This is a genomic window from Bacillus testis (assembly GCF_001243895.1).
GTDB classification, from domain to species: domain Bacteria; phylum Bacillota; class Bacilli; order Bacillales; family DSM-1321; genus Bacillus_AD; species Bacillus_AD testis.
On the sequence record NZ_LN851186.1, the window covers coordinates 1,664,473 to 1,688,443 of the forward strand.

General features: G+C 44.0%; 24 protein-coding genes. All 24 read left to right on the forward strand.

Annotated elements, in window-relative coordinates; all coding sequences use genetic code 11:
- Window positions 1-94: 94 nt before the first annotated feature.
- Entirely contained in the window at window positions 95-328 is a 234-nt protein-coding gene (gene acpP, locus BN1765_RS08665; protein ID WP_050614746.1) for an acyl carrier protein, read from the forward strand.
- A gap of 331 nt (window positions 329-659) precedes the next feature.
- Window positions 660-1,391, forward strand: a complete 732-nt coding sequence (gene rnc, locus BN1765_RS08670) for a ribonuclease III (RefSeq protein ID WP_050616718.1) — start codon at window positions 660-662, stop codon at window positions 1,389-1,391.
- Between the two features lie 34 nt (window positions 1,392-1,425).
- Entirely contained in the window at window positions 1,426-4,989 is a 3,564-nt protein-coding gene (gene smc / locus BN1765_RS08675; protein ID WP_050614747.1) for a chromosome segregation protein SMC, read from the forward strand.
- Window positions 4,990-5,000: 11 nt separating this feature from the next.
- Complete coding sequence (gene ftsY / locus BN1765_RS08680; RefSeq protein WP_050614748.1) at window positions 5,001-5,984, forward strand: signal recognition particle-docking protein FtsY; 984 nt, start codon at window positions 5,001-5,003, stop codon at window positions 5,982-5,984.
- Window positions 5,985-6,282: 298 nt separating this feature from the next.
- Window positions 6,283-6,609: a putative DNA-binding protein gene (locus tag BN1765_RS08685; RefSeq protein WP_050616719.1), complete on the forward strand. Its 327-nt coding sequence runs from the start codon at window positions 6,283-6,285 to the stop codon at window positions 6,607-6,609.
- A 12-nt stretch (window positions 6,610-6,621) separates the two neighbouring features.
- Window positions 6,622-7,962 (forward strand): signal recognition particle protein, encoded by a 1,341-nt coding sequence (gene ffh / locus BN1765_RS08690; protein WP_050614749.1) that lies wholly within the window; start codon window positions 6,622-6,624, stop codon window positions 7,960-7,962.
- 99 nt (window positions 7,963-8,061) lie between these two features.
- Window positions 8,062-8,334, forward strand: coding sequence for a 30S ribosomal protein S16 (rpsP, locus tag BN1765_RS08695; protein WP_050614750.1), 273 nt, complete (start codon window positions 8,062-8,064; stop codon window positions 8,332-8,334).
- Window positions 8,335-8,347: 13 nt separating this feature from the next.
- Window positions 8,348-8,578 (forward strand): KH domain-containing protein, encoded by a 231-nt coding sequence (locus tag BN1765_RS08700; protein WP_050616720.1) that lies wholly within the window; start codon window positions 8,348-8,350, stop codon window positions 8,576-8,578.
- Between the two features lie 143 nt (window positions 8,579-8,721).
- Window positions 8,722-9,108, forward strand: a complete 387-nt coding sequence (locus BN1765_RS08705) for a YlqD family protein (RefSeq protein WP_050614751.1) — start codon at window positions 8,722-8,724, stop codon at window positions 9,106-9,108.
- A gap of 11 nt (window positions 9,109-9,119) precedes the next feature.
- Window positions 9,120-9,638 carry a ribosome maturation factor RimM gene (gene rimM / locus BN1765_RS08710; protein ID WP_050614752.1) on the forward strand — a complete coding sequence of 173 codons (519 nt, stop codon included), beginning with the start codon at window positions 9,120-9,122 and terminating at the stop codon, window positions 9,636-9,638.
- A complete protein-coding gene (gene trmD, locus BN1765_RS08715; RefSeq protein WP_050614753.1) occupies window positions 9,635-10,372 on the forward strand; it encodes a tRNA (guanosine(37)-N1)-methyltransferase TrmD in 738 nt (245 codons plus the stop codon). Before rimM ends, trmD begins: the two co-directional genes overlap by 4 nt.
- Before the next feature lie 135 nt (window positions 10,373-10,507).
- Window positions 10,508-10,852 carry a 50S ribosomal protein L19 gene (gene rplS / locus BN1765_RS08720; RefSeq protein WP_050614754.1) on the forward strand — a complete coding sequence of 115 codons (345 nt, stop codon included), beginning with the start codon at window positions 10,508-10,510 and terminating at the stop codon, window positions 10,850-10,852.
- Window positions 10,853-11,129: 277 nt separating this feature from the next.
- On the forward strand, window positions 11,130-11,681 hold the full coding sequence (gene lepB, locus BN1765_RS08725; protein ID WP_050616721.1) for a signal peptidase I: 552 nt from the start codon (window positions 11,130-11,132) through the stop codon (window positions 11,679-11,681).
- Between the two features lie 14 nt (window positions 11,682-11,695).
- A complete protein-coding gene (gene ylqF / locus BN1765_RS08730; protein ID WP_050614755.1) occupies window positions 11,696-12,565 on the forward strand; it encodes a ribosome biogenesis GTPase YlqF in 870 nt (289 codons plus the stop codon).
- Between the two features lie 71 nt (window positions 12,566-12,636).
- Window positions 12,637-13,431 (forward strand): ribonuclease HII, encoded by a 795-nt coding sequence (locus BN1765_RS08735; protein ID WP_050614756.1) that lies wholly within the window; start codon window positions 12,637-12,639, stop codon window positions 13,429-13,431.
- Window positions 13,432-13,477: 46 nt separating this feature from the next.
- Window positions 13,478-15,490: a hypothetical protein gene (locus tag BN1765_RS08740; RefSeq protein ID WP_050614757.1), complete on the forward strand. Its 2,013-nt coding sequence runs from the start codon at window positions 13,478-13,480 to the stop codon at window positions 15,488-15,490.
- Window positions 15,487-15,777, forward strand: a complete 291-nt coding sequence (locus tag BN1765_RS08745; protein ID WP_050614758.1) for an EscU/YscU/HrcU family type III secretion system export apparatus switch protein — start codon at window positions 15,487-15,489, stop codon at window positions 15,775-15,777. The genes BN1765_RS08740 and BN1765_RS08745 overlap by 4 nt, the downstream gene beginning before the upstream one ends.
- Before the next feature lie 18 nt (window positions 15,778-15,795).
- Window positions 15,796-16,650, forward strand: a complete 855-nt coding sequence (locus tag BN1765_RS08750; RefSeq protein WP_050614759.1) for a MurR/RpiR family transcriptional regulator — start codon at window positions 15,796-15,798, stop codon at window positions 16,648-16,650.
- 125 nt (window positions 16,651-16,775) lie between these two features.
- Complete coding sequence (murQ, locus tag BN1765_RS08755; protein WP_261797570.1) at window positions 16,776-17,690, forward strand: N-acetylmuramic acid 6-phosphate etherase; 915 nt, start codon at window positions 16,776-16,778, stop codon at window positions 17,688-17,690.
- Window positions 17,691-17,724: 34 nt separating this feature from the next.
- Window positions 17,725-19,089, forward strand: a complete 1,365-nt coding sequence (locus BN1765_RS08760) for a PTS transporter subunit EIIC (RefSeq protein ID WP_050614761.1) — start codon at window positions 17,725-17,727, stop codon at window positions 19,087-19,089.
- An 83-nt stretch (window positions 19,090-19,172) separates the two neighbouring features.
- The gene (locus BN1765_RS08765; RefSeq protein ID WP_050614762.1) at window positions 19,173-20,240 is read left to right on the forward strand and encodes a DUF871 domain-containing protein; all 1,068 of its coding nucleotides are present in this window, start codon (window positions 19,173-19,175) and stop codon (window positions 20,238-20,240) included.
- A 363-nt stretch (window positions 20,241-20,603) separates the two neighbouring features.
- Window positions 20,604-21,764 (forward strand): ADP-forming succinate--CoA ligase subunit beta, encoded by a 1,161-nt coding sequence (gene sucC / locus BN1765_RS08770; protein ID WP_050614763.1) that lies wholly within the window; start codon window positions 20,604-20,606, stop codon window positions 21,762-21,764.
- An 18-nt stretch (window positions 21,765-21,782) separates the two neighbouring features.
- On the forward strand, window positions 21,783-22,685 hold the full coding sequence (gene sucD, locus BN1765_RS08775) for a succinate--CoA ligase subunit alpha (RefSeq protein ID WP_050614764.1): 903 nt from the start codon (window positions 21,783-21,785) through the stop codon (window positions 22,683-22,685).
- Between the two features lie 79 nt (window positions 22,686-22,764).
- On the forward strand, window positions 22,765-23,652 hold the full coding sequence (gene dprA / locus BN1765_RS08780; protein ID WP_069203004.1) for a DNA-processing protein DprA: 888 nt from the start codon (window positions 22,765-22,767) through the stop codon (window positions 23,650-23,652).
- Window positions 23,653-23,971 lie beyond the last annotated feature (319 nt).

Here is a 23,971-nt window from a genome sequence, read left to right on the forward strand (position 1 = left end):
TATGCAACTTTGAAGCAATTTATGTTAATGTAAGAAAAACGTGTTTATTTAAAGAGTGAAATATTCTATAATGACTTGAAGGGAGGTGATTTGAGTGGCAGATGTTTTTGAGCGTATCACAAAAATCGTCGTTGACCGTCTAGAAGTCGAAGAATCAGAAGTAACGTTGGAAGCTTCTTTCAAAGAAGATTTAGGCGCTGATTCTCTTGATGTAGTCGAGCTAGTTATGGAGCTTGAAGATGAATTCGGGATGGAAATCTCCGACGAAGATGCAGAAAAAATCGCAACGGTTGGAGACGCCGTTAATTACATAAAGAGCAATATGTAATTCAATCATTTATTGATGAAGCCTGTTGATCCTTTTGATAAGGCGGCGAATCTACTATCTTAGTGGATGGTAATCGCCCGTTTTAAGAGGGGAAACAGGCTTTTTTCCGTTTTTGCAACAGTTTATCTTTCTTATCCTTAATCTCTCATGTAGAATTAAGAAAGATAAACGCAAATAGAGTTTATTTTCTTTATGCGGCATTATGGGATATACTTTGCTGCACAGAAGAACCATACTAAAAGGATGAATGAAAAAACAACTGTTCCGTTGAAGAGGGGATGCATTGGTCCCGCTTCAATCTGTTGTTATTTTTGTGGTTTCGGAGGATGTTATGCAAAAGAGCGATAAAGAAAAAAAATCTGTAAGAAAGTATAATAAATATCAGCAATTGCAAGAAGAAATAGGATTTCATTTTACGAATGAACGTCTATTGAAACAAGCTTTTACCCATTCATCTTATGTGAATGAGCATCGTCGCAAGCCTTATGAAGATAATGAGCGGCTTGAATTTTTAGGAGATGCAGTATTGGAATTGACGGTTTCCCAGTATCTGTACAAGAAATACCCGTTGATGAGCGAAGGAGAATTGACTAAATTGCGCGCTGCCATCGTTTGCGAGCCTTCATTAGTCACATTCGCACATGCGCTGCAGTTTGGCCGTTATGTCTTGCTGGGCAAGGGTGAAGAACTTACAGGGGGCCGTGAAAGACCAGCGCTATTGGCAGATGTTTTTGAAGCGTTTGTTGGCGCACTGTATCTGGACCAAGGCATGGAAGTTGCATTGCAATTCCTTAAAAAAACAGTATTTCCTAAAATTGATGAAGGTGCTTTTTCTCATGTGATGGATTATAAAAGTCAGCTGCAGGAATTGGTGCAGCGTGATGGAGCTGGAACCATCGAATATAAAATCCATTTGGAAAAGGGACCGGCGCATAACAAAGAGTTTGTATCCAAAGTGTTCCTGAACGGGGATATGAAAGGGACCGGAATTGGCCGGTCAAAAAAAGAGGCTGAGCAAAAAGCTGCCCAACAGGCTCTTGCCCTTCTTAAAAACAGCAATTAGAAATAAACATAGGTGTTGAAAGGGGAAATAATACATGTTCCTCAAGAGATTAGAAGTTATAGGTTTCAAATCGTTCGCGGAACGTATTTCAATTGACTTTGTAAACGGTGTGACAGCAGTGGTAGGGCCTAATGGCAGCGGGAAAAGCAATGTAACAGACGCAATCCGCTGGGTCCTGGGCGAGCAGTCCGCCAAGTCGCTCCGCGGCTCGAAGATGGAAGATATCATTTTCGCCGGAAGTGATTCCCGCAAATCATTGAATTTTGCTGAAGTCACACTCACACTTGATAATCAGGATCATTTCCTGCCGATTGATTTTCATGAAGTGAGCGTGACGAGAAGAGTGACACGCGCTGGCGACAGCGAATTTTATATAAATAAACAACAATGCCGCTTGAAAGATATAATCGACCTTTTTATGGATTCCGGCCTCGGCCGCGAAGCTTTTTCGATCATTTCCCAAGGGAAGGTGGAAGAGATTCTCAGCTCTAAAGCAGAAGAGCGCAGAATCATCTTTGAAGAAGCTGCAGGTGTCCTTAAATATAAGACACGCAAGAAAAAAGCCGAAGGGAAACTGACAGAAACGCAGGAGAACCTCAATCGTGTCCAGGATATTCTGCATGAGCTAGAGAGCCAGGTTGAACCATTAAAGATTCAGGCATCGATAGCCAAGGATTATTTGGAGAAGAAAGAAGAACTGCGGGAATATGAAGTGGCCCTGACAGTTTATGAAATCGAAATGCTTCATGAAAATTGGCAAATGTTATCGAAAGAATATCAAATCCATCAGGACAAGGAGCAGGCATTGAATGCCGACCTTCAGAAGAAAGAAAGCGACATCGTTAAGCTACGGGACCAGGCTGCAGCTTTGGATGAATCCATCCATGACCTGCAGGAAGTGCTCTTGGTGGCGACAGAAGAGCTGGAAAAGCTTGAAGGGAAAAAGAATGTCCTGATCGAGCGGAAAAAAAACGCCTCCTTAAGCAGGCGGCAATTAGAAGAAACGATCGAAGAAGCAAAGGAGCAACTGAGCCGGCTCTCAGTCGAGCGGGAAGAAGCCCAAAAACTTCTCGACGCCTCAGCTTCTGAAGTAGCTGCCATTAAGGAGCAGCTGTCCAAAAAAGAATCTGGGCTTTCGCAGTTCAGCGAAAGCCTTGAAGATGAAATAGAAACATTGAAAAGTGACTATATTGAGTGGTTGAATCAACAGGCGGCCGCTAAGAATGAAAAACGGATGATCGAACAGCAGCTTCAGCAAACGGAGGTACGAAACAACAGGCTGGATCAGGAAAATGAAGGATTCATCGCCAAACGGGCCTCCATTGCCAAGCGGCGCTCTGAATTGTCGCACAGTTTGAATGAGTTGAAAGAAAAGATGGACCGGCATGCACAAGTTTCCTTCGAAACGAAAAATCAACTGGAAAAATGGCAAACGAAATATGAGGCACAGGAAAAGAAGCTTTACAAAGCTTATCAATACGTCCAGCAATGCCAGTCCAGAATTGACATCCTGCAAGGAATGGAAAATGAATATGCAGGGTTTTTCCAAGGTGTAAAGGAAGTATTAAAATCTAAGCAGCTGGATGGAATTGAAGGCGCAGTGGCCGAATTGATCACAGTGCCAAAAGAGTATAATCTAGCGATCGAAACGGCGCTTGGATCAGCGACTCAGCATATAGTGGTCAGTGCAGAGGAGCATGCGCGCCGGGCCATTCAGTTCTTAAAGCAGCATTCTTACGGCAGGGCTACTTTCCTTCCGCTCTCGGTCATTAAGGAAAGAAGCATTCCCCAGCATCAGCTCCAAGTTATCATGGATCATCCTTCCTATGTAGGGGTAGCTTCACAATTGCTTGCCTACCAAGATAAATACGCTTCAATCGTCAGCAATCTCTTAGGTACCGTAGTCATTACTAGAGACCTGAAAGGCGCCAATGAACTAGCCAAGAAATTGCAGTACCGATACCGGCTGGTGACGCTGGAAGGGGATGTAGTCAATCCAGGTGGAAGTATGACTGGTGGAGGCTCAAAAGGAAAGAATTACTCGCTTCTATCAAGAAAAGCGGAATTAGAAGAGTTGCAGGCTAAACTCCCACAGATGGAGGAGAAGACTCTTTCCCTTGAAAAAGAAGTGAAAAGCTTGAAGGAATCCATAGCAGCGGCTGTTAATGAGCAAGAAAAAATGCGGGAAACCCATGAAAACCTGCGCATGCAGGAACAAAGCATTAACGGCGACTTGCGCGAGGTGGAAATCGAAGAGCGCAATATGAATGACCGCTTGTCCCTTTATGATCTCGAAAAAGAGGATTTGGACAGTGATATTCAAGCTAAGCAGAAACGATTAGCAGAGCTTTGCGAGTTTCTTCTTCGCTGCGATGAACAACTGAAGCTCCAAAAGGAAACAATCGATCAGTTGACAACCAAAAAACAAGTGCAGCAAACATCCAAAGAAGAGCTGACAAACGAATTGCATGAGCTTAAAGTGACATTTGCCTCGCGAAATGAAAAATGGCAAAGCATCCGGGAAAAGCACAGTCGGATTATGCAGGATCTTTCCCACTGGACGAAAAAACAAAAAGAAGCCCAGGAAGACCTCGACTTACTGTCGGACCATATGAAATCAAGTTCTTCAGGAGAAGAGAAGCTGGAGGCAGAAGCGAAACGCAAGCTGCATGACAAAGAAGAAACATCGCGTTTGATTGCTGCGCGCCGCGAGGAACGGCAGAATTTAACTGTTCTGCTTGAGGAAGAAGAGGCAGTGCTGCAAGAACTGAAACGCAGACATAAAGGATTTGCAGAAGTGATGAAGGACGAAGAAGTCAAAATCAATCGATTGGATGTCGAGCTTGACAACCGATTGCATCACTTGCAGGAAGAATATGCGCTTACCTTCGAGGCCGCTAAAGAGCTACACCCGCTTGTCCATTCACCTGAAGAGACAAAGAAAAAGGTGAAGCTAATCCGCCTGGCCATCGATGAATTGGGCACCGTTAATCTTGGCGCCATTGATGAATATGAGCGGGTTTATGAAAGATTCAGTTTCTTGACGGAACAACGTGAAGATTTGATTGAGGCTAAAGATACGCTTTTCCAGGTCATCGATGAAATGGACGTGGAAATGAAGCGCCGTTTTGAAGAGACATTTGAGGGGATTAAAGCTGAGTTCGGCACTGTGTTCCGGCAATTATTCGGCGGCGGTAAAGCTGAACTGAAGCTGACGAAACCGGAAGATCTTTTGAATACCGGCGTGGAAATCATCGCCCAGCCGCCAGGAAAGAAATTGCAGAACCTTGGATTGTTATCAGGCGGAGAGAGAGCCTTGACGGCAATTGCTCTGTTATTCTCCATCCTGATTGTGCGTCCTGTGCCTTTCTGTATTCTCGATGAAGTCGAAGCAGCGCTTGATGAAGCGAATGTGTACAGATTCAGCCAGTTCTTACGGAAATTCTCCGAACGGACACAATTCATAGTCATCACCCACCGCAAAGGGACGATGGAATCAGCCGATGTGCTCTATGGCATAACCATGCAGGAATCGGGTGTATCGAAGCTCGTCTCAGTACGGATGGATGATCCCGAGCTTGCAGAACAAATAAAATAGGAAGTGAAAAAATGAGCTTTTTTAAGAAACTGAAGGAAAAATTCACGTCTGCTCCTGATCAAAGCAGCGATAAATTTAAGGACGGCATGGCGAAAACGCGGACATCGTTCTCGGAGAAGGTTAATGGCCTTCTTGCCCGCTATCGGAAAGTCGATGAGGATTTCTTCGAAGAACTGGAAGAAATCCTCATCACCGCCGATGTAGGCTTCAATACGGTAATGACGTTGATCGATGAATTAAAAATGGAAGTTAAACGTCGCAATATCCAAGACCCGAAAGAGGTCCAATCAGTGATTTCCGAAAAACTGGTGGATATTTACCGGAATAACGAAGATCAGGATCCTAGCATCGACTTGAACCATGATTTAACGGTCATCCTTTTTGTGGGCGTAAACGGCGTCGGCAAAACGACCACAATCGGTAAATTGGCCCATAAATATAAAAGCCAAGGCAAAAATGTTATGCTGGCTGCCGGCGATACATTCCGTGCAGGGGCGATTGAACAGCTTGAGGTATGGGGAGAACGTACTGGAGTTACTGTCGTGAAGCAGGCAGAAGGTTCCGACCCGGCCGCGGTTATGTATGATGCAGTCCAAGCAGCGCGTTCGCGCAAAGTCGATGTTCTGTTATGCGACACAGCCGGCCGCTTGCAAAATAAAGTAAATCTCATGAAAGAGCTGGAAAAGGTTAAGAAAGTCATTGAGCGGGAAATTCCAGGAGCCCCTCATGAAGTCATCCTTGTTCTTGACGCCACTACCGGGCAAAATGCCTTGGTACAGGCAAAAATGTTCAAGGAAGCAACCGATGTGACAGGCATCGTGCTGACCAAATTGGATGGAACAGCCAAAGGCGGAATTGTGTTGGCCATTAAAAATGAACTTAATATACCGGTTAAGTTCGTTGGCTTGGGTGAAAAAATGGACGACCTCCAGGAATTCGATGCAGAAAAATATGTATACGGCCTGTTTGCCGATATGGTTGAAAACGAACAGTAGCCAATTAGAAGAGGTCCTTCTCTGAAGAAGGGCCTTTTTTCGATGAATTGTTTTTTGCTGGACTGCAGAGCACAGCGAAAAGTAGTTTTGTTATTTCCGCTGTCTTCTTGACAGGGAGCAGGTCAGCCCGTCTTATTTCTGCCGCATATCTCCTATTTTTTCTAACGAAAAAATAGGACTGGCACCGGCTTTTTGGTTTGTAAAGAAATTTTCTTGACATATTATTTGCTTGGATGTAAACTATAAGTCGTAAAGGATTTTTACTTAACATAAGGAGGAGCGACGTATGCAGCAACATATGCTTGAGAAGACGACGCGGATGAATTATCTGTATGATTTCTATCAGTCGTTATTGACAGAAAAGCAGCAGAGCTACATGGCGCTTTATTACTTAGATGATTACTCCTTAGGTGAAATTGCCGAAGAATATGATGTCAGTCGGCAAGCAGTTTATGATAATATAAAAAGAACGGAAGCAATGCTTGAGGATTATGAAGCAAAGCTTTTATTATTTGAGAAATTTCAAAAGCGAAGTACTCTTAATCAACAGTTAAAAGAAGCGGTTGCTTCGTCAGACCATAAGAAAATGCTTGATACGATTACCGAACTTGAGAAATTGGATTAGGAGGCGGCATGCATGGCATTTGAAGGATTAGCCGACCGACTGCAGAGCACGATGCAAAAAATCCGCGGCAAGGGGAAGGTTAGCGAAGCGGATGTAAAAGAGATGATGCGCGATGTAAAGCTCGCTCTTTTGGAAGCCGATGTTAACTTTAAGGTTGTCAAAGATTTTGTGAAATCCGTCAGTGAACGAGCAGTTGGACAAGAAGTTCTCAAAAGCTTAACCCCGGGCCAACAGGTCGTAAAGGTTGTTAAAGAAGAGCTGACACTCCTTATGGGTGGAGAGCAAAGCAAGATTGCCGTCGCCAAACGGCCGCCAACCGTTATTTTGATGGTAGGGCTGCAAGGTGCCGGTAAAACAACCACTACAGGTAAGCTTGCTAATCTGCTTCGAAAAAAATATAACCGTTCACCATTGCTGGTGGCGGCGGACATTTACCGTCCTGCAGCCATCAAACAGTTAGAAACGCTTGGCAAGCAATTGGATATGCCGGTCTTCTCGCTTGGCGATCAAGTGAGCCCGGTGGAAATTGCAAAACAAGCCATCGAAAAAGCGAAAGAGCAGCATAATGATTATGTGCTGATTGATACGGCAGGCCGTCTACACATCGATGAAGACTTAATGAAAGAACTGAAGGATGTAAAGGAAGTCGCTCAACCTGATGAGATTTTCCTTGTTGTGGACAGTATGACCGGTCAAAGCGCTGTTGATGTATCACAAAGTTTCAATGAACAACTCGGGCTTACCGGGGTTGTCTTGACGAAGCTTGACGGTGATACTCGAGGCGGTGCAGCTTTATCTATCCGCTCTGTAACAAATACTCCGATAAAATTTGTCGGTATGGGCGAGAAACTGGATGCATTGGAAGTGTTCCATCCAGAGCGAATGGCTTCCCGAATCCTCGGCATGGGCGATATGCTCTCGCTGATCGAGAAAGCGCAGGCCAATGTGGATGAAGAAAAAGCCAAAGAACTGGAGAAGAAAATCCGGACCCAGTCCTTTACTTTTGATGATTTCCTGGAGCAGTTGGGTCAGGTCCGCAATATGGGGCCTCTTGATGATCTGTTGAAAATGCTTCCTGGAGCCAACAAAATGAAGGGCCTAAATAATGTATCCATTGATGAGAAGCAAATTGGGCATGTGGAAGCCATCATCCGTTCGATGACCGCTAAGGAGAAAGAAAATCCTGAAATCATCAATGCGAGCCGTCGTAAACGGATTGCCAAAGGAAGCGGGCGAACCATCCAAGAAGTAAACCGCTTGTTGAAGCAGTTCGATGAGATGAAAAAGATGATGAAACAGATGACCAATATGCAAAAAGGCAAGAAAAAAGGATTTAAACTTCCTTTCATGTAAGGTTTTTGGCACTGTTAAGAAAAAAACCTTTACAAACTAATAATATCTTTGATAATATATTATCTTGTGTGAAACTATTCGGAAGAGGTGCTTTTTAAAATGGCAGTTAAAATTCGTTTAAAACGTATGGGAGCAAAAAAATCTCCTTTCTATCGTATCGTAGTAGCAGATTCTCGTTCACCACGTGACGGTCGCTACATCGAAGTGGTTGGTACTTACAATCCTGTAACTCAACCTGCTGAAGTAAAAATCAATGAAGAACTTACACTTAAATGGCTTTCAAATGGTGCTAAACCATCTGATACAGTCCGTAACCTTTTGTCTAAAGAAGGCATCATGGAAAAATTCCACAATGCTAAACTAGGCAAATAAGAAACCTTTTATGGTGAATGAACTCATCAAAACAATTGTAACGTCACTTGTAGATCATCCGGAAGATATCTCGATCAGAGAACAGGAAGACGAAGCTTCGGTCACTTATACATTGTCTGTCCATAAGGACGATATGGGCAAAGTGATCGGAAAGCAAGGACGTGTTGCGAAAGCGATTCGTACTGTCATCTATGCAGCAGGATCAGCGCAACAAAAGAAAATCTATCTTGAGATTTCCGAATAGGAGGGCTAATCCCCTCCTTTTTTGGTATGATAAAATAATAGAAGCATTTATACATTTTTCTTTTCACTGCAGCCCGCTAAGAGACGGGATGGAGGATCTTATACATACTGAAGGAAAAACGGAATGGAGTCAGGAGGGCATTCATGAAGATTCTACAAAGCATTACTGTTAATCAGGTTCTAACTGAGAACAGCAAGAATCAGCTCCTTGAAAAATATCATAATCAGCACGCACAGTTACAAAAGGAAATCGATCAGCTCAAATTTGAAATGAAAAAAATCGAAAAGACAAAAAAGGTGCCACCGGTTAGTTTGAAGATCCATTTTGAAAAAGAAATTTCCAACCGTATGGAGAAAATAAAACTGCTTGAATATAAGGTAGAGCAACTGGATATTCTCCCTGTCGGCAGCGAGCTGAAAGAAAGGGAAGTCGAAGCATTAGTCGAAGTGGAAGTGGGCAGTGATTGGGAAGAGCTGACAAGGGCGAAGGCCATCATCGTAACCGATGGAAAAGTGACAGAAATCAGGTAGAGGTGTAAAAAGTGGAAAAATGGTTTAATGTTGGAAAAATCGTAAATACACACGGATTAAAAGGTGAAGTGAGAGTCATCTCTCAAACTGATTTTGCGGAAGAACGATATAAAGTCGGAAATGCCCTCTTTTTGTTTAAGGAAGGCCAGCCGAAACCGCTGAAATTGATCATCACCTCACATCGAAAACATAAGAATTTCGATCTGCTATCATTTGAGGGCTATTATAATATGGATCATGTAGTCCAATTCAAGGAGAGCATGTTAAAAGTGCCGGAATCATACTTGGGTGAATTAGATGAGGATGAATACTATTTCCACGAAATCATCGATTGCCGCGTTGTGACAACTGCGGGCGAGGAAATAGGAACCATCAGTGAAATCCTGACTCCGGGAGCGAACGATGTTTGGGTCGTTAAAGGCAAAAGAGGAAAAGAAATACTGATCCCTTATATTGCTGAAGTAGTAAAGGACATCAATGTCGCCGATAAAGTGATCACCATTGAACCAATGGAAGGATTATTATCATGAGAATAGATGTATTAACTCTTTTTCCAGAAATGTTTAGCGGTGTCTTTGGCTCGTCCATCCTAAAAAAAGCCCAAGAAAAAGAAGCAGCTTCTTATAATGTAGTCAACTTCAGGGACTTTTCCGACAATAAACACAATACCGTCGATGATTACCCGTATGGCGGGGGGGCGGGGATGGTTCTGAAAGCACAGCCAATCTTTGATGCAGTGGACCATATCCGTTCTGAAAGCGAGGCAAGCAAGCCCCGTGTCATCCTGCTTTGCCCTCAGGGAGAACGCTACAACCAGAAAAAAGCAGAAGAGCTTGCCAAGGAAGACCATCTCATTTTTATCTGCGGCCATTATGAAGGCTATGACGAACGGATACGGGAACATGTGGTGACGGATGAAATCAGCATCGGAGACTATGTGTTGACCGGCGGCGAACTTGGAGCGATGGTCGTTATAGACAGCGTCGTCCGCCTGCTGCCGGGAGTGCTCGGGAATGAGGACTCCCCGGTGCTTGATTCCTATTCCTCAGGGCTTTTGGAGCACCCCCATTACACCCGTCCGTATGATTTCCGCGGGATGAAGGTGCCCGATGCTTTAATGTCTGGCAACCATAAGTTAATTGAAGAGTGGCGGAAAAAAGAAAGCTTAAGAAGAACTTTGACAAGAAGACCCGATTTGTTGGATTCATATGAACTGACGCCCGCAGAAAAAAAGTGGCTGGAAGAAATGAAAAAGAATCAGTGAGCTCTTGCATAAGGGAAAGATGTATGATAATATAAATTTCGTGGCTTGGAAAGGTAATTTCCTTGTCACTGATAACCGATGTTCCGCTGTAAGATAAATGGCTTGCAAGAGCATCCGTAGGAGGAGTTGAAAAAGATGCAACAATTAATTCACGAAATCACTAAAGAACAACTACGCACAGATCTTCCATCTTTCCGCCCTGGTGACACAGTACGTGTACACGTTAAGGTAGTAGAAGGAACTCGTGAGCGTATCCAGATTTTCGAAGGCGTAGTGATCAAGCGTCGCGGTGGTGGAATTAGCGAAACTTTCACAGTTCGTAAAGTTTCTTACGGTGTAGGCGTTGAGCGTACATTCCCTGTACACACACCAAAAATCGCTAACCTTGAAGTAGTACGTCGCGGTAAAGTACGTCGTGCTAAACTTTACTACTTGCGTAACCTTCGCGGTAAAGCAGCTCGTATTAAAGAAATTCGCTAATTTTCCAAAACTGGCAGCGTAGCTGTTATAGATGGAAATACATGAACAAGAAGAAAAAAGGGCTTGATTTATCAAGCTCTTTTTTTACTAAATAAGAATAGCTGAAGAATCCGGTTGAATGGCAGATGAGATCTTCAACGGGATTCGCATGTACATATCATGGAGCTTATGGATATGCGGCGTCTGTTTGACTTTAGTCCGCTGTGCTCTTTATACTAATGATAGCTTCCGTAGCATGGAGCTACCTGAAAATATTCTTTACAGGCTGGTGAGATGGTTGGCAAAGAAGAAGAATGAAACTTGGGAATGGATTAAGGCCCTGCTGATTGCAGTCGCAGTGGCGGCAATCATTCGTTTTTTCCTTTTGGCTCCTATCGTGGTCGACGGCTATTCCATGACGCCTACTTTACACGATAAAGACCGAATGATTGTAAACAAAATCGGCTATAAAATCGGCAACCCGGATCGGTTCGACATTGTCGTTTTCCATGCCCCTGAAAAGAAAGATTATATCAAGAGGGTCATCGGCCTGCCCGGGGACACGATTGAGTATAAAGATGATGTTTTATATGTGAATGGAAAAGCGTATAAAGAGCCTTATCTGGATGAATATAAACAGCAGGTGGTCGGTGGCCCGCTGACTAACTCTTTTACGCTTGCAGAATTAACAGGGCAAGATAAAGTGCCGGAGAACCATCTATTTGTGATGGGGGACAACCGCAGAAATTCCAAAGACTCAAGGCAAATCGGCTTTGTCTCCATGGACGATGTCGTGGGCAAGACAAGCGTTGTTTATTGGCCGGTTAAAGACATGAGAATCGTTAAATAGAAAGGTGGATACCAGTGGCAATTCAATGGTTTCCAGGCCATATGGCCAAGGCTAGAAGAGAAGTAACCGAAAAACTGAAATTGGTTGATATTATATATGAATTGGTGGACGCGCGGCTGCCCCTGTCCTCCAGAAATCCAATGATCGATGAAATAATCCAGCATAAACCGCGATTGGTTCTATTGAATAAAGCGGATATGGCAGACCCGCAAAAAACAGCCCTTTGGCTTGCTTACTTTGAAGAAAAAGGTATTAAAGCATTGGCAATCAACTCGCAAGCAGGCAACGGTTTATCACAAATCACAGCTGTGTCAAAAGAAATCCTGAAAGAAAAACTGGAGCGCTTAAAAGCAAAGGGTGTCAAGCCAAGAGCCATCCGGGCAATGATTGTCGGCATTCCCAATGTAGGCAAGTCGACATTCATCAATAGGTTGGCCAAAAAGAATATCGCTAAGACGGGAAATATGCCAGGGGTGACCAAAGCCCAACAATGGATCAAAGTCGGCAAAGAATTAGAACTGCTTGATACTCCCGGCATTCTCTGGCCTAAATTCGAAGACCAAGAAATCGGAAAACGTTTGGCGGTCACCGGAGCGATCAAAGATACTCTTCTGAATCAACAGGACTTGGCAATTTATGCATTGCGCTTCCTGGAAAAGGAATATCCGGGCACATTGGAAGAACGGTTCAATCTGGAGGAAATCCCTGAGGATATTGTCGAGTTATTCGATGTAATCGGTAAAAACCGAGGCGTCCTTGCCGGCGGCGGCATGATTGATTACGATAAAACGGCGGAATTGATCATCCGTGAACTCAGAGCGGTAAGATTGGGCAGGATCACGTTGGAAATGCCCCCTACAGATGAAGAAGAACATGAACAATAAGCTCCTTTTCATAAGGAGCTTTATTTTTTTATGGCCAGGCCGATATAACACATAATAGGAAGTGGAGAAACATGGAGAAGCCTGTAAGTATACAGCATATAAAAATAGAATTGCAGAAAATCGACAAACCGGACCATCCTTTTTTGTTGGAATGCAAGAAAGACACGCGCAAAGGGGTCCAGAAAGCCGTGGAGCAATGGGAGAAAAAGTATCAGCACCAAATAGATTTGCAGAATAAATGGGCGACAATGACTACATATGAACAAGAAGGACGGACCAAAGGGTACAAGGCGATTGCCGGTATAGATGAAGTTGGCCGCGGCCCGCTCGCAGGGCCTGTCGTGGCAGCAGCCGTTATTTTGCCTGAGGATTTTGTTTTGCTTGGATTGGATGATTCCAAAAAAATCAGCGAGAAAAACAGAGAGATTTATTATGAAAGAATCCTTGAAGCTGCTATAGCTGTTGGAATTGGAATCGTGCCGTGTGAAACGATTGATTCCATCAATATCTATGAAGCATCGAAACAGGCTATGCTCCAAGCAATCAATCAATTGCAGACAGCGCCGGATTATCTCTTGATTGATGCCATGAAGCTGCCGGTGGAATTGCCGCAGGAATCCATCATAAAGGGCGATAGTAAAAGCGTATCGATATCGGCTGCATCTATTGTTGCTAAAGTAACCCGTGACCGGCTTATGCAAGAATATGATGAGCAATACCCGCAATACGGTTTCAAAAAGAATATGGGATATGGGACAAAAGAACATCTGGAAGCTTTACGGCATTATGGGGTGACCCCACTTCATCGTTTAAGTTTCGCCCCTGTAAGAGAGGTGGCTCATACTCTTTTTTCAACCGAAGAATAAGGTCTCAATCTAAAAAGCTATTGTCAGAATGAGTAGGAGTGATTTTATGCAAACATCCGCCATTGCGCAAGGAGGCATGAACCATCCGGCAAATTCTTCCGTCCCAGCCTTAAAAGATGGGCAGCTGGTGTATGCAAAGGTTAATAAAATCTATAGCAACCAGACTGCCGATATAACGATTGGCAATATGCGGTTAACCGCCCAATTGGATGCACCGATCGCAGTCGGCCGCAAGTATTGGTTTCAGGTTCAGCAAACAGGGGATATGACCGCACTTAAGGTCATGCAAAGTGAAGGCAGTCCGCAAAGTATAAAAGATATGGCATCCCAGCTATTGCAGCATCTGTCATTGCCTGCCACAAAGGAAAACGCCGCGCTTGCACAATTTGTTGTCCGTAACCAAATACCGGTAGCGAAAGAGCAATTCATGGTGGCACTCCAATTGACCAATGAAGCGGATCGGCCCGCAGAGGCAATGCAAGTGCTGAAAACGTTGCATACAATGAGCCTTCCGGTTACAGAATCTATTTTTAAGGCCGTTTTATCGATTGATCATAATCAGCCGCTTCAGCAAACCTTGCAATCTGCGCTTCAGGCTTTGGAGACGCCTCAGAATGATTCGGAGGCAACTTTAAAGGCTTTACTATCGCATATGTTGGAGTCTCCTGAGGAAAAGGTTGCAGAACAAGGATTGCAAAAGCTTGTATCAACTTGGCTCGCATCGAAAGGCGAATTAAGCGACCGCTTATTCAGGATTTTGCAAAACATCGGCTTCTTTCCCGAAAATCTCCCGCAGGAAGAAGTGGTGTACAATAGCCTGCAGTTAATGGGAAAGCAGTCTGCTTTCATACGCAATCCGGCTGTCCAGGAAGCGATAACGCTGCTTGCGCAAATGAAGCCAAATCAAAGCAATACTCAGGGCGAAGCGATCGAGCAATTGAAACCATTGATCTCCCGAAGTTTGATGGAAAGCCAACCAGGAAGCGCGGAACAAAAATTGTGGAAAGCCGTACAACAGGAATGGGCATCATCTGATTTGACTGCCGACCGCGGAACCAGGGTACGCTTGGCAGGGAACAAGGCGAGAAGCCAAATGGCAAGCGCAGCTTCCCATTCTGATATGAGCTCTAAAAAAGGAAGAGAAGCAGGGAATCTACTGAAGGCAGTCTATTCTACAGCTAAGTTTCTTTTGCAATATATACAATCGGCAGCTACAGGCATCGCCTCAACCAAACAAAGCCTGCAGCTTTTATCCGAAGGCGGGGGGATGGATAAAGACTATCTGTTTCCAAAACAGCAAATTATCCAGATTCTCTCGCAAAGTTTGGAGCATGAAGAAAAAACGGTTTATAACCAATGGGATCGCCAATTGGTCAAAAAGGTGCTGTATCAGGAACAACAGCAATTGAATCAGCCAGCGGGCACGATGCTGGCCAAAGAATTAAAGCAAACAATAAAACTGCTGGGATTAGACTTCGAGCATTATCTGGCCCATACGGCAAAGGGGGAGGCACTAAAGGAGCAGAATCTTTTCACGCTAAAGCCCTTGTTGATGAAAGTACTGGCCGAAACCCAAAATCCTGCCGTCAAAGAACACGCAGAACTATTAGTCCAAAAAATAACGGCCCAGCAGCTTCTTTCTTATCAAACTGGCCCTCTTCTGCACCACTTTGTCCAGATTCCTTTGTCGTTTCAAGGCTATTCGACTGAGCTAAGCATGCAGTGGAGCGGCAGGCAGAAGGACAATGGAGAGATTGATGCTTCCTTTTGCCGGGTGCTGTTTTATCTGCAGCTTGAACATGTGGATGAAATAGTCGTTGATATGACAGTCCAAAACAAAGTGATAAAAATTGACATCAAAAATGAGCAGGCAGGACTGTTGAAGGATTTGTCGACTCCGTTCATGGAAAGGATTAAAACGAATCTGGAAGCGGTCGGATACCAATTGTCGGGGCTGTCCTTTGAAAAACCACTCTCGAAGGCGGCAGAAAAGCCCCTGGCCAACCACCTTTTCTATGGAAAGAAAAGTTCTTATAACGGGGTGGATATAAAAATATGACAGAAAAGCGTAAAGAGGCTATCGCCTTAAAATATGACCGTGAGAAGGATGTATCGCCACGACTGGTCGCAAAAGGGAAGGGAAAAATAGCAGAAAGCATCCTCGAACGCGCCAAAGAGAACCACATACCGATCCAGGAGGATGCCAGCCTTGCCGAGCTGCTCGGCAAGCTGAATATCAATGAAGCCATTCCTCCCCAGCTCTATGAAGCCGTGGCCGAAGTATTCGCCTTTCTCTATAGATTGGACAAGGAGGCTGGCAAAAAGAATTCCCATACTTTAAAATAAGGCATGGGAGGCGAATTCATGAGCGATTTATCATTATTGTCCAAAATCAAAAACAAACGGTCTTCATTGACTGAAGCAGAAAAAAAAGTGGCGGATTATGTCCTTAATCAACCAGAATATATACCGACGATGACGACCAAAGAACTGGCGCAGCAGGCCGATGCCAGCGAGGCAAGCGTCATCAGATTTTGCAAGAGCATAGGGATACGCAGTTTCAAGCTATTAAAAGTCCAACTGGCAAAGGAACAAAACCAGTCGGATGGGAATATCAATGATTTTTCATTGATCCACAGCAATGATACGTCCAGCAGCCTATTCCATAAAGTCACCTATTTCAATAAATCGGCCATTGAACAAACATTACATACGCTGGATCGGAAAGAGTTGGATGAGGCGGTCGCAAAAATGTTGAAAGCCAATACAATTGCTTTTTTTGGCGTAGGAGGGTCATATGCGCCTGCAGTCGATGCACAGTACAAACTCATGAAATTAGGATTCCATGCCCAAGCATCGGCGGATTTTCACTATATGGTCGCCGCTGTCACGATGATGAAAGAGTCCGATGTCCTTGTTTTGATTAGCACTTCGGGGAAGACAAAAGAAGTAGTGGAGCTAGCCCATTATGCCAAAAGCCGCAAAGTAACTGTAATAGCGATCACCACACTGCAAAAATCGCCACTTTTGGCATTGTCGGACATAGCCTTATGCACTCCGCATGTCGAGGAAGAACATAGAATAGGAACCATCGCTTCAAGAATGACGCATTTGAATATCATCGATACCCTTTATTTAAGCATTTTTCGCTTAATGGACCAGAAAATAGTGGATTTATTGAACCAGTCGCGCGAAAAAATCATAGAGCAGCGGAAATAAAACAAACAAAGAAAGCATATCGTACTATAAATATGTTTTTTTGTTTCCGCTTGATGAAATTTAATTTCAATAAATAATAATAATTTATTGATTTTAAATTTCTGGAGGATTATAATGAAAGCGCAATCAAAGCAACCAAGAAAAGAAGGGATAATATGTTAGAAAGATTAACCACAGAAAATAGAAATCAACGCACCATGGATCTTGATACAATGACCATACGTGAAATTCTGGCCATCATGAATGAGGAAGACCGCTCGGTGCCGTTAGCCATCGAAAGCCAATTAGGGAATATTGAAGCTATCGTCCAGCTTACAATAGAATCTTTCAACAAAGGAGGGAGATTGATCTATCTCGGAGCGGGCACAAGCGGCCGGCTCGGTGTTTTGGACGCGGCTGAATGCCCACCGACATTCGGCACGGACCCTCGAATGGTAGTGGGGTTGATTGCAGGCGGGGAGAAAGCCTTTTTGGCAGCCATAGAGGGAGCGGAGGATTCTGAAGAGCTTGCCGTAAAGGAGCTTAAGGAATTGAAGCTGACTGAAAAAGACATGGTAATTGGAATTGCCGCAAGCGGCCGGACTCCTTATGTAATAGGCGGACTAAAGTATGCCCGTACAATAGGCGCTTCCACAGGCAGTATCGCTTGCAATGCCAATGCGGCAATCAGTGCATACAGCCAATTTGCGGTTGAAATTGAAACAGGTTCTGAAATCCTCACTGGTTCGACGCGCCTTAAGGCAGGAACCGCACAGAAGCTGGTGCTCAATATGATTTCCACAGCCAGTATGATTGGCATCGGAAAGGTTTATAAAAACCTGATGGTTGATGTCCAGCCAACCAATGCCAAATTGGTGGAGCGGTCCATCCGCATCATCATGGAAGCGACGGAGGTGCCATACGAGCAAGCAAAAAAATACTATCAATCCGCCGAGGGGAATGTTAAAACAGCGATCGTGATGCTGCTGACGGATTGTACGCTTGAAGAAGCAGCCGAAAAGTTGGACCGTGCAAAGGGTTTTATCAGACAGACATTATAGAATAAGAAAAAGTCATACTTAAGGGGGAAGCATGATGAAAAGGGAGCAGAAACTTGCGGGAGACATTTTGGATCAAGTTGGCGGCAAAGAGAATATACGTCAAATCAATCATTGTATGACCCGTCTGCGGCTATCATTGCGTGACAGCAGCAAGGCGAATCTGCCGGAAATCAAAAAGCTCGACGGCGTGATGGGTGTGATTGATGATGAAACCTTACAAATTATTGTCGGACCAGGATTTGTGACAAAAGTAGCCGGCGAAATGAGCCTGATGACTGGCTTGAAGGCCGGGGAAGTGGCAGCTGACAGCGATACGGTTGCCCGGGATACAAAAGCGCAGATTAAGGCGAAAAATAGTACACCGTTCAAAAATCTATTGCGGAAGATCGGGAATATATTCATCCCGCTGATTCCGGCTTTAGTGGCATCCGGTATTATAAACGGGATTTCCAATTTTGCCGTGAATGCCGGGGCGGATAGAGAAGGAACGATCCTCCAAATCCTGCTGTTCATCGGCGGAGGGATATTCGCCTATCTTGGGGTGCTTGTTGGCTGGAATACAGCTAAAGAGTTTGGCGGCACGCCGGCATTGGGAGCGATTGCAGGCATATTTGTTTTCAACCCTGCACTTGCCAATATCCATCTGTTCGGAGACGCGTTAGTCGTTGGCCGCGGCGGTCTGTTTGCTGTCATTATGGCAGCTTGGCTGATGGCATTTACTGAAAAAAATGTAAGGAAAGTAATACCGAATGCAGTTGATATTATTTTTACTCCTTTAATTTCGGTGTTGTTTGTAGGATTTGTTACGCTCATCGTCATTCAGCCTTTGGGCGGTTGGTTATCAGACGGCATTATTTGGGCGATCAATTGGATTCTGGATGTCGGCGGCGCATTTGCCGGGGCTATTTTGGCAGGTACCTTCCTTCCATTAGTAATGGTCGGTTTGCACCAAGGCTTGACGCCAATCCATATGGAATTCATCTCCTCAACCGGTGTGACTCCGATTTTGCCGATCCTGGCCATGGCCGGGGCGGGGCAAGTGGGTGCAGCGCTTGCGGTCTTTGCAAAAACAAAAAATAAAAAAGTGCGAAATATCATCAAGGGAGCCCTTCCAGTTGGATTCCTTGGAATCGGCGAACCGCTTTTATACGGTGTCACGCTTCCGCTCGGAAGGCCATTCCTGACTGCCTGCCTTGGCGCGGCATTTGGAGGCGCTTTCCAGGCAATTATGCATACGGCAGCAACCGGTATAGGGGTTTCAGGCTTATCGCTGATTCCGCTGATTGCTGAAAATAAATATGTATACTATTTCCTCGGCCTTGTTATTTCTTATGCAGCAGGATTTGTCTTTACCTATCTGTTCGGCTTCAAAGAGGAAATGGTGGAAAATATGGAATAATCAAAAAAGCGGCAAGGAGGATTCTTTTCTCCTTGTTCTTTATTTTAACCGGAAAATGAATAATAGAGAAAGAAGGGATAATCGTGTTAGGTATATCTGTGTATATAGGCCAGCAAAGCCTGGAAGATCAATGGCAGTATCTGAAAGAGATGAAAGAAGCAGGCTTCACTTCCGTTTTTACCTCCCTTCATATCCCGGAAGATGACCACTCCTTATATAGTGGGCTTTTGAAGGAACTGGCGGTGCAAACAAGGAAATTGGACATGGAGCTGATGGCGGACTTATCCCCTGCATCTTTAAAAGCGCTGGGAATCGATTTGGGTGATATACAATCCCTAGCAGAGTGGGGATTGACAGGGGTTAGGATCGACTATGGACTTAAATCGGAAATCATTGTGGAACTTTCGAAAAAAATGAAAGTTGCTTTAAATGCCAGTACACTGGACCCTGTTTTTTTACAACGCTTAAAGTGGATGGGATTGAATAAGGAACACATAGAAGCATGGCATAATTTTTATCCGCGCCCTGAGACTGGGTTAGACCGTGATTATTTTATTGAGAAAAATAAATGGCTAAAGTCGGCAGGATTGACGGTGATGGCTTTCATTCCCGGAGATGTATTAAGGGGACCGCTTTATAAACGGCTGCCGACACTGGAGGAACATCGGGATGCCTCTTCTTTTTATGCGTATCTTGATTTAATGGATTGCTATGTTGATAAAATAGTAATCGGCGACAGAGGACTCTTCGAAAGCAGCCTGCAGCAGTTCAAAGGAAAAAGAGAAGGCTCCATTCCATTGCGTTGTAGCATTTTGACACAGGATGCCGCCAGCAAAAAAATGATTCTGCAAGTGCATAAAAGCAGAATGGACCCTTCAAGGGATGTAGTCCGGTCTGAAACATCAAGAATGTACGCGATGCCGGGGCAACAAATAATAAGGGAAAACACTGTTGTAAGACAGAGGGGGAGCATTACGCTCGATAATGATCATTATGGCAGATACAGCGGTGAACTGCAGCTTGCCAAAAAAGATTTGCCGGCTGACCCAAAGGTGAATGTAGTAGGGCATATTCTTGATGAAGATTTGGGATTGTTAGAAAAAATAGGGCCGGGTTGTTCTTTTTCTTTAGTCCCTTCTAAACGGCACTAAGCCTTCTGTTTCAGCGCATTAGTGATGACCAAACGACAGTAAGAATCTGAATGGTTCAATTAAAAATCGGAGGATAATCAAAAACACCAGTTCTCTTTTATTTTACTTTATTAAAGCAAAATAAAAGGGAACTGTCATTTTTTTCTTGGCGTTATAGTACAGCTGTTTACTAGAAAAATTTATTTTCCTATTTTTATACTAAAAACATATTTTATCTATTTTTGAGAGTAATTGCTAGACAAGTATTTTGACATTTTATACAATGAAAGCGCAATCTAGTTTATTTTGTAACATTTTGTTGGAAATAATCATTGGAAATTGCATGTTTTATACTGGGAACGAACGCTGATAGGAGGATGGGATATGAATATCCACGAGTATCAAGGTAAAGAGGTCCTCAGAAAATACGGGGTTGCCGTACCGAATGGCAAGGTAGCATTTTCTGTGGAAGAAGCGGTTGAAGCTGCGAAAGAGCTTGGGACACAAGTATGTGTTGTTAAAGCTCAAATCCATGCAGGCGGACGCGGTAAAGCAGGCGGAGTAAAAGTAGCAAAAAATCTTGATGAAGTACGTACATACGCGGACGAGATTCTTGGGAAGACACTCGTAACTCATCAAACAGGCCCTGAAGGAAAAGAAGTTAAGCGCTTGCTGATTGAAGAAGGATGCGACATTAAAAAAGAATACTATGTTGGCCTAGTACTGGATCGCCAAACTTCTCGAGTGGTGCTGATGGCATCTGAAGAAGGCGGCACAGAAATTGAAGAAGTAGCGGAAAAAACACCGGAAAAAATCTTTAAAGAAGAGATCGATCCTATTGTGGGCTTGACTAGCTTCCAGGCTAGAAGAATAGCATTCAATATTAATATTCCGAATGAACTGATTGGACAGGCTGCCAAGTTCATGTTGAGTTTATATACAGCTTTTATCGAAAAAGATTGTTCAATTGCTGAAATCAATCCATTGGTCGTTACCGGCGATGGCAAGGTAATGGCGCTTGATGCAAAATTAAACTTCGATGATAATGCTACCTACCGCAACAAAGATATCGTTGAATACCGTGACCTGGATGAAGAAGATCCAAAGGAAATTGAAGCTTCCAAATATGATTTAAGCTATATTTCTTTGGATGGAAACATCGGCTGTATGGTCAACGGAGCCGGTCTTGCGATGTCCACAATGGATATCATCAAACATTACGGCGGGGATCCTGCCAACTTCCTTGATGTAGGCGGCAGCGCGACTGCAGAAAAAGTAACTGAAGCCTTCAAAATCATCCTGTCCGATGAGCATGTTAAAGGCATTTTTGTTAATATTTTCGGCGGCATTATGAAATGCGATATTATTGCGGAAGGCGTAGTAGAAGCAGCGAAGCAATTGGGATTAACAGTACCGCTTGTTGTGCGTTTGGAAGGAACAAACGTAAAAGAAGGCAAAGAAATTCTTAAAAATTCAGGCATTAATATTACAGCAGCTGAATCGATGGCTGACGGCGCACAAAAAATCGTATCATTAGTAGGTTAATAGGCAGGGGGGAGAAATATGAGCGTTTTAATTAATAAAGACACAAAGGTCATTGTACAAGGGATTACAGGATCAACGGCACGTTTCCACACACAACAAATGCTTGAATACGGCACTAAAATCGTCGGCGGCGTTACACCCGGAAAAGGCGGGCAAGAAGTGGAAGGCGTCCCGGTATTCAATACAGTCAGCGAGGCAGTCAAACAAACTGGTGCAAACGCTTCAGTTATTTATGTAGCTGCTCCATTCGCAGCTGATGCCATTCTAGAAGCTGTCGATGCAGAATTGGATTTGGTTATTTGCATCACAGAGCATATTCCTGTCTTGGATATGGTAAAAGTTAAACGTTATATGGAAGGCAAGAAAACAAGATTGATCGGACCAAACTGTCCTGGCGTTATTTCACCTGATGAATGTAAAATTGGCATCATGCCTGGATATATTCATACAAAAGGCCATGTCGGCGTCGTTTCCCGTTCAGGCACTTTGACATATGAAGCTGTCCATCAGTTGACACAAGCAGGCCTGGGACAATCCTCAGCGGTAGGAATCGGCGGGGACCCGGTTAACGGCACTAACTTTATCGATGTTCTGAAAGCGTTTAATGAAGATCCGGAGACTTACGCTGTAATTATGATCGGCGAAATCGGCGGAACAGCTGAAGAAGAAGCTGCACAGTGGGTGAAGGAAAATATGACAAAACCTGTAGTAGGCTTCATTGGAGGCCGTACAGCGCCAGCAGGCAAGCGCATGGGACATGCAGGCGCCATTATTTCCGGAGGCAAAGGGACAGCTGATGAAAAAATCCGCGTCATGAACGAATGCGGAATCAAAGTGGCTGAAACACCTTCTGTAATGGGTGAAACACTTATTTCTGTACTGAAAGAAAAAGGCTTGTACGATCAATGTAAAACACATTAATTGGGAATCCGAATGAGTTAACGCCCCTCAAATTTGGGGGGTGTGCTTTTGTATACCTAACTATAGGAGGCATGAACATATGCTGGATCCGTTCAAAAATAATTTATTGCTGCTCCATCACTGCCGGGGAATCGGCTGGAAGGGAATAGCAGCTATTCTCCGCTTAGACCCGCAGCTTCTTCATCTTCAGGAGACTTCCCCGACAGATTGGTCAAGAATCCTCTATTCCCATACATCCGTTCAACTTAATCACTTTTTATCCGATCTTCGCAGTATTGATGTCGAACAGCTGAGCCATCAATATGCACGCCACAACATTCAAATCCTCACTATTTTTGATCCTGAATATCCCCTGCAATTAAAACAGATTTTCCAGCCGCCTTGGATTTTGTATATAAAAGGGAAGAGCGACCTGCTCCAAGAACCCAAAATCTTGGGAGTTGTAGGCCCAAGGAAGCCGTCTATCTATGCAAAGGATACTATTGACTGCCTGTTGCCGCCGCTGATCCGAAAAGGGTATGTAATCGCGAGCGGCTTGGCCTCTGGTGTAGACCGTTTTGCCCACTTATCCGCTATTGAAAATGAAGGGAAAACCATCGGTGTGCTTGCAGGCGGCCTATGCCATATTTATCCGAAGGAAAATGTCCCATTGGCTTTGGAGATGATGGGCAATCAATTGGTGATTTCTGAAACGCCGCCTTTCCACAAAGCCCAGCCGTATATGTTTCCTTTAAGGAACAGAATTATCAGCGGCTTGAGCGGAGGTGTAGTGGTCGTGGAAGCTAAGGAACGAAGCGGTTCGCTGATTACTGCCCAGCTTGCTTTAGAACAGGGAAGAGAAGTATATGCAGTGCCTGGAACGATTTTGGGCGTTTATTCGGTAGGGACGCATAAACTCATACAGGAAGGAGCAAAGTTGGTGTATCAGGCAAAAGATATTGAAGATGAATTTGTCTCATTTACCTAAAGGATTTCAACGATAGCTTCCCTTGAGTAAAAGGGAGGAGGAAAGAGATGTTTCTTATGCCATGAATGAATATATATAATGAAGAAAAAGGTGTATGTAAAAAAATAAAACAAGCAATGAAAGCGGAAAACCATTGCTTGTTTTATTTTTTTTGCAATGGAATATAAAGTTATTGTTTACAGTTGGTGGAATATGTGTAAATATGAAATTTGTAAGAAATTTGCTTGGAAAGAATTCGAAATAGCTTGAAATATACTTTGTTTTACTATAAATTGAGCATCAAGCCGGCCTTTCTGGTTTTCAATCCAATAAACCGCTT

Coding starts and splice junctions, on each gene's coding strand:
- rnc (WP_050616718.1), top strand. CDS start 660: ATGCAAAAGAGCGATAAAGAAAAAAAATCTGTAAGAAAGTATAATAAA.
- smc (WP_050614747.1), top strand. CDS start 1,426: ATGTTCCTCAAGAGATTAGAAGTTATAGGTTTCAAATCGTTCGCGGAA.
- ftsY (WP_050614748.1), top strand. CDS start 5,001: ATGAGCTTTTTTAAGAAACTGAAGGAAAAATTCACGTCTGCTCCTGAT.
- BN1765_RS08685 (WP_050616719.1), top strand. CDS start 6,283: ATGCTTGAGAAGACGACGCGGATGAATTATCTGTATGATTTCTATCAG.
- ffh (WP_050614749.1), top strand. CDS start 6,622: ATGGCATTTGAAGGATTAGCCGACCGACTGCAGAGCACGATGCAAAAA.
- rpsP (WP_050614750.1), top strand. CDS start 8,062: ATGGCAGTTAAAATTCGTTTAAAACGTATGGGAGCAAAAAAATCTCCT.
- BN1765_RS08705 (WP_050614751.1), top strand. CDS start 8,722: ATGAAGATTCTACAAAGCATTACTGTTAATCAGGTTCTAACTGAGAAC.
- trmD (WP_050614753.1), top strand. CDS start 9,635: ATGAGAATAGATGTATTAACTCTTTTTCCAGAAATGTTTAGCGGTGTC.
- rplS (WP_050614754.1), top strand. CDS start 10,508: ATGCAACAATTAATTCACGAAATCACTAAAGAACAACTACGCACAGAT.
- BN1765_RS08735 (WP_050614756.1), top strand. CDS start 12,637: ATGGAGAAGCCTGTAAGTATACAGCATATAAAAATAGAATTGCAGAAA.
- BN1765_RS08740 (WP_050614757.1), top strand. CDS start 13,478: ATGCAAACATCCGCCATTGCGCAAGGAGGCATGAACCATCCGGCAAAT.
- BN1765_RS08745 (WP_050614758.1), top strand. CDS start 15,487: ATGACAGAAAAGCGTAAAGAGGCTATCGCCTTAAAATATGACCGTGAG.
- BN1765_RS08750 (WP_050614759.1), top strand. CDS start 15,796: ATGAGCGATTTATCATTATTGTCCAAAATCAAAAACAAACGGTCTTCA.
- BN1765_RS08760 (WP_050614761.1), top strand. CDS start 17,725: ATGAAAAGGGAGCAGAAACTTGCGGGAGACATTTTGGATCAAGTTGGC.
- sucC (WP_050614763.1), top strand. CDS start 20,604: ATGAATATCCACGAGTATCAAGGTAAAGAGGTCCTCAGAAAATACGGG.
- sucD (WP_050614764.1), top strand. CDS start 21,783: ATGAGCGTTTTAATTAATAAAGACACAAAGGTCATTGTACAAGGGATT.
- dprA (WP_069203004.1), top strand. CDS start 22,765: ATGCTGGATCCGTTCAAAAATAATTTATTGCTGCTCCATCACTGCCGG.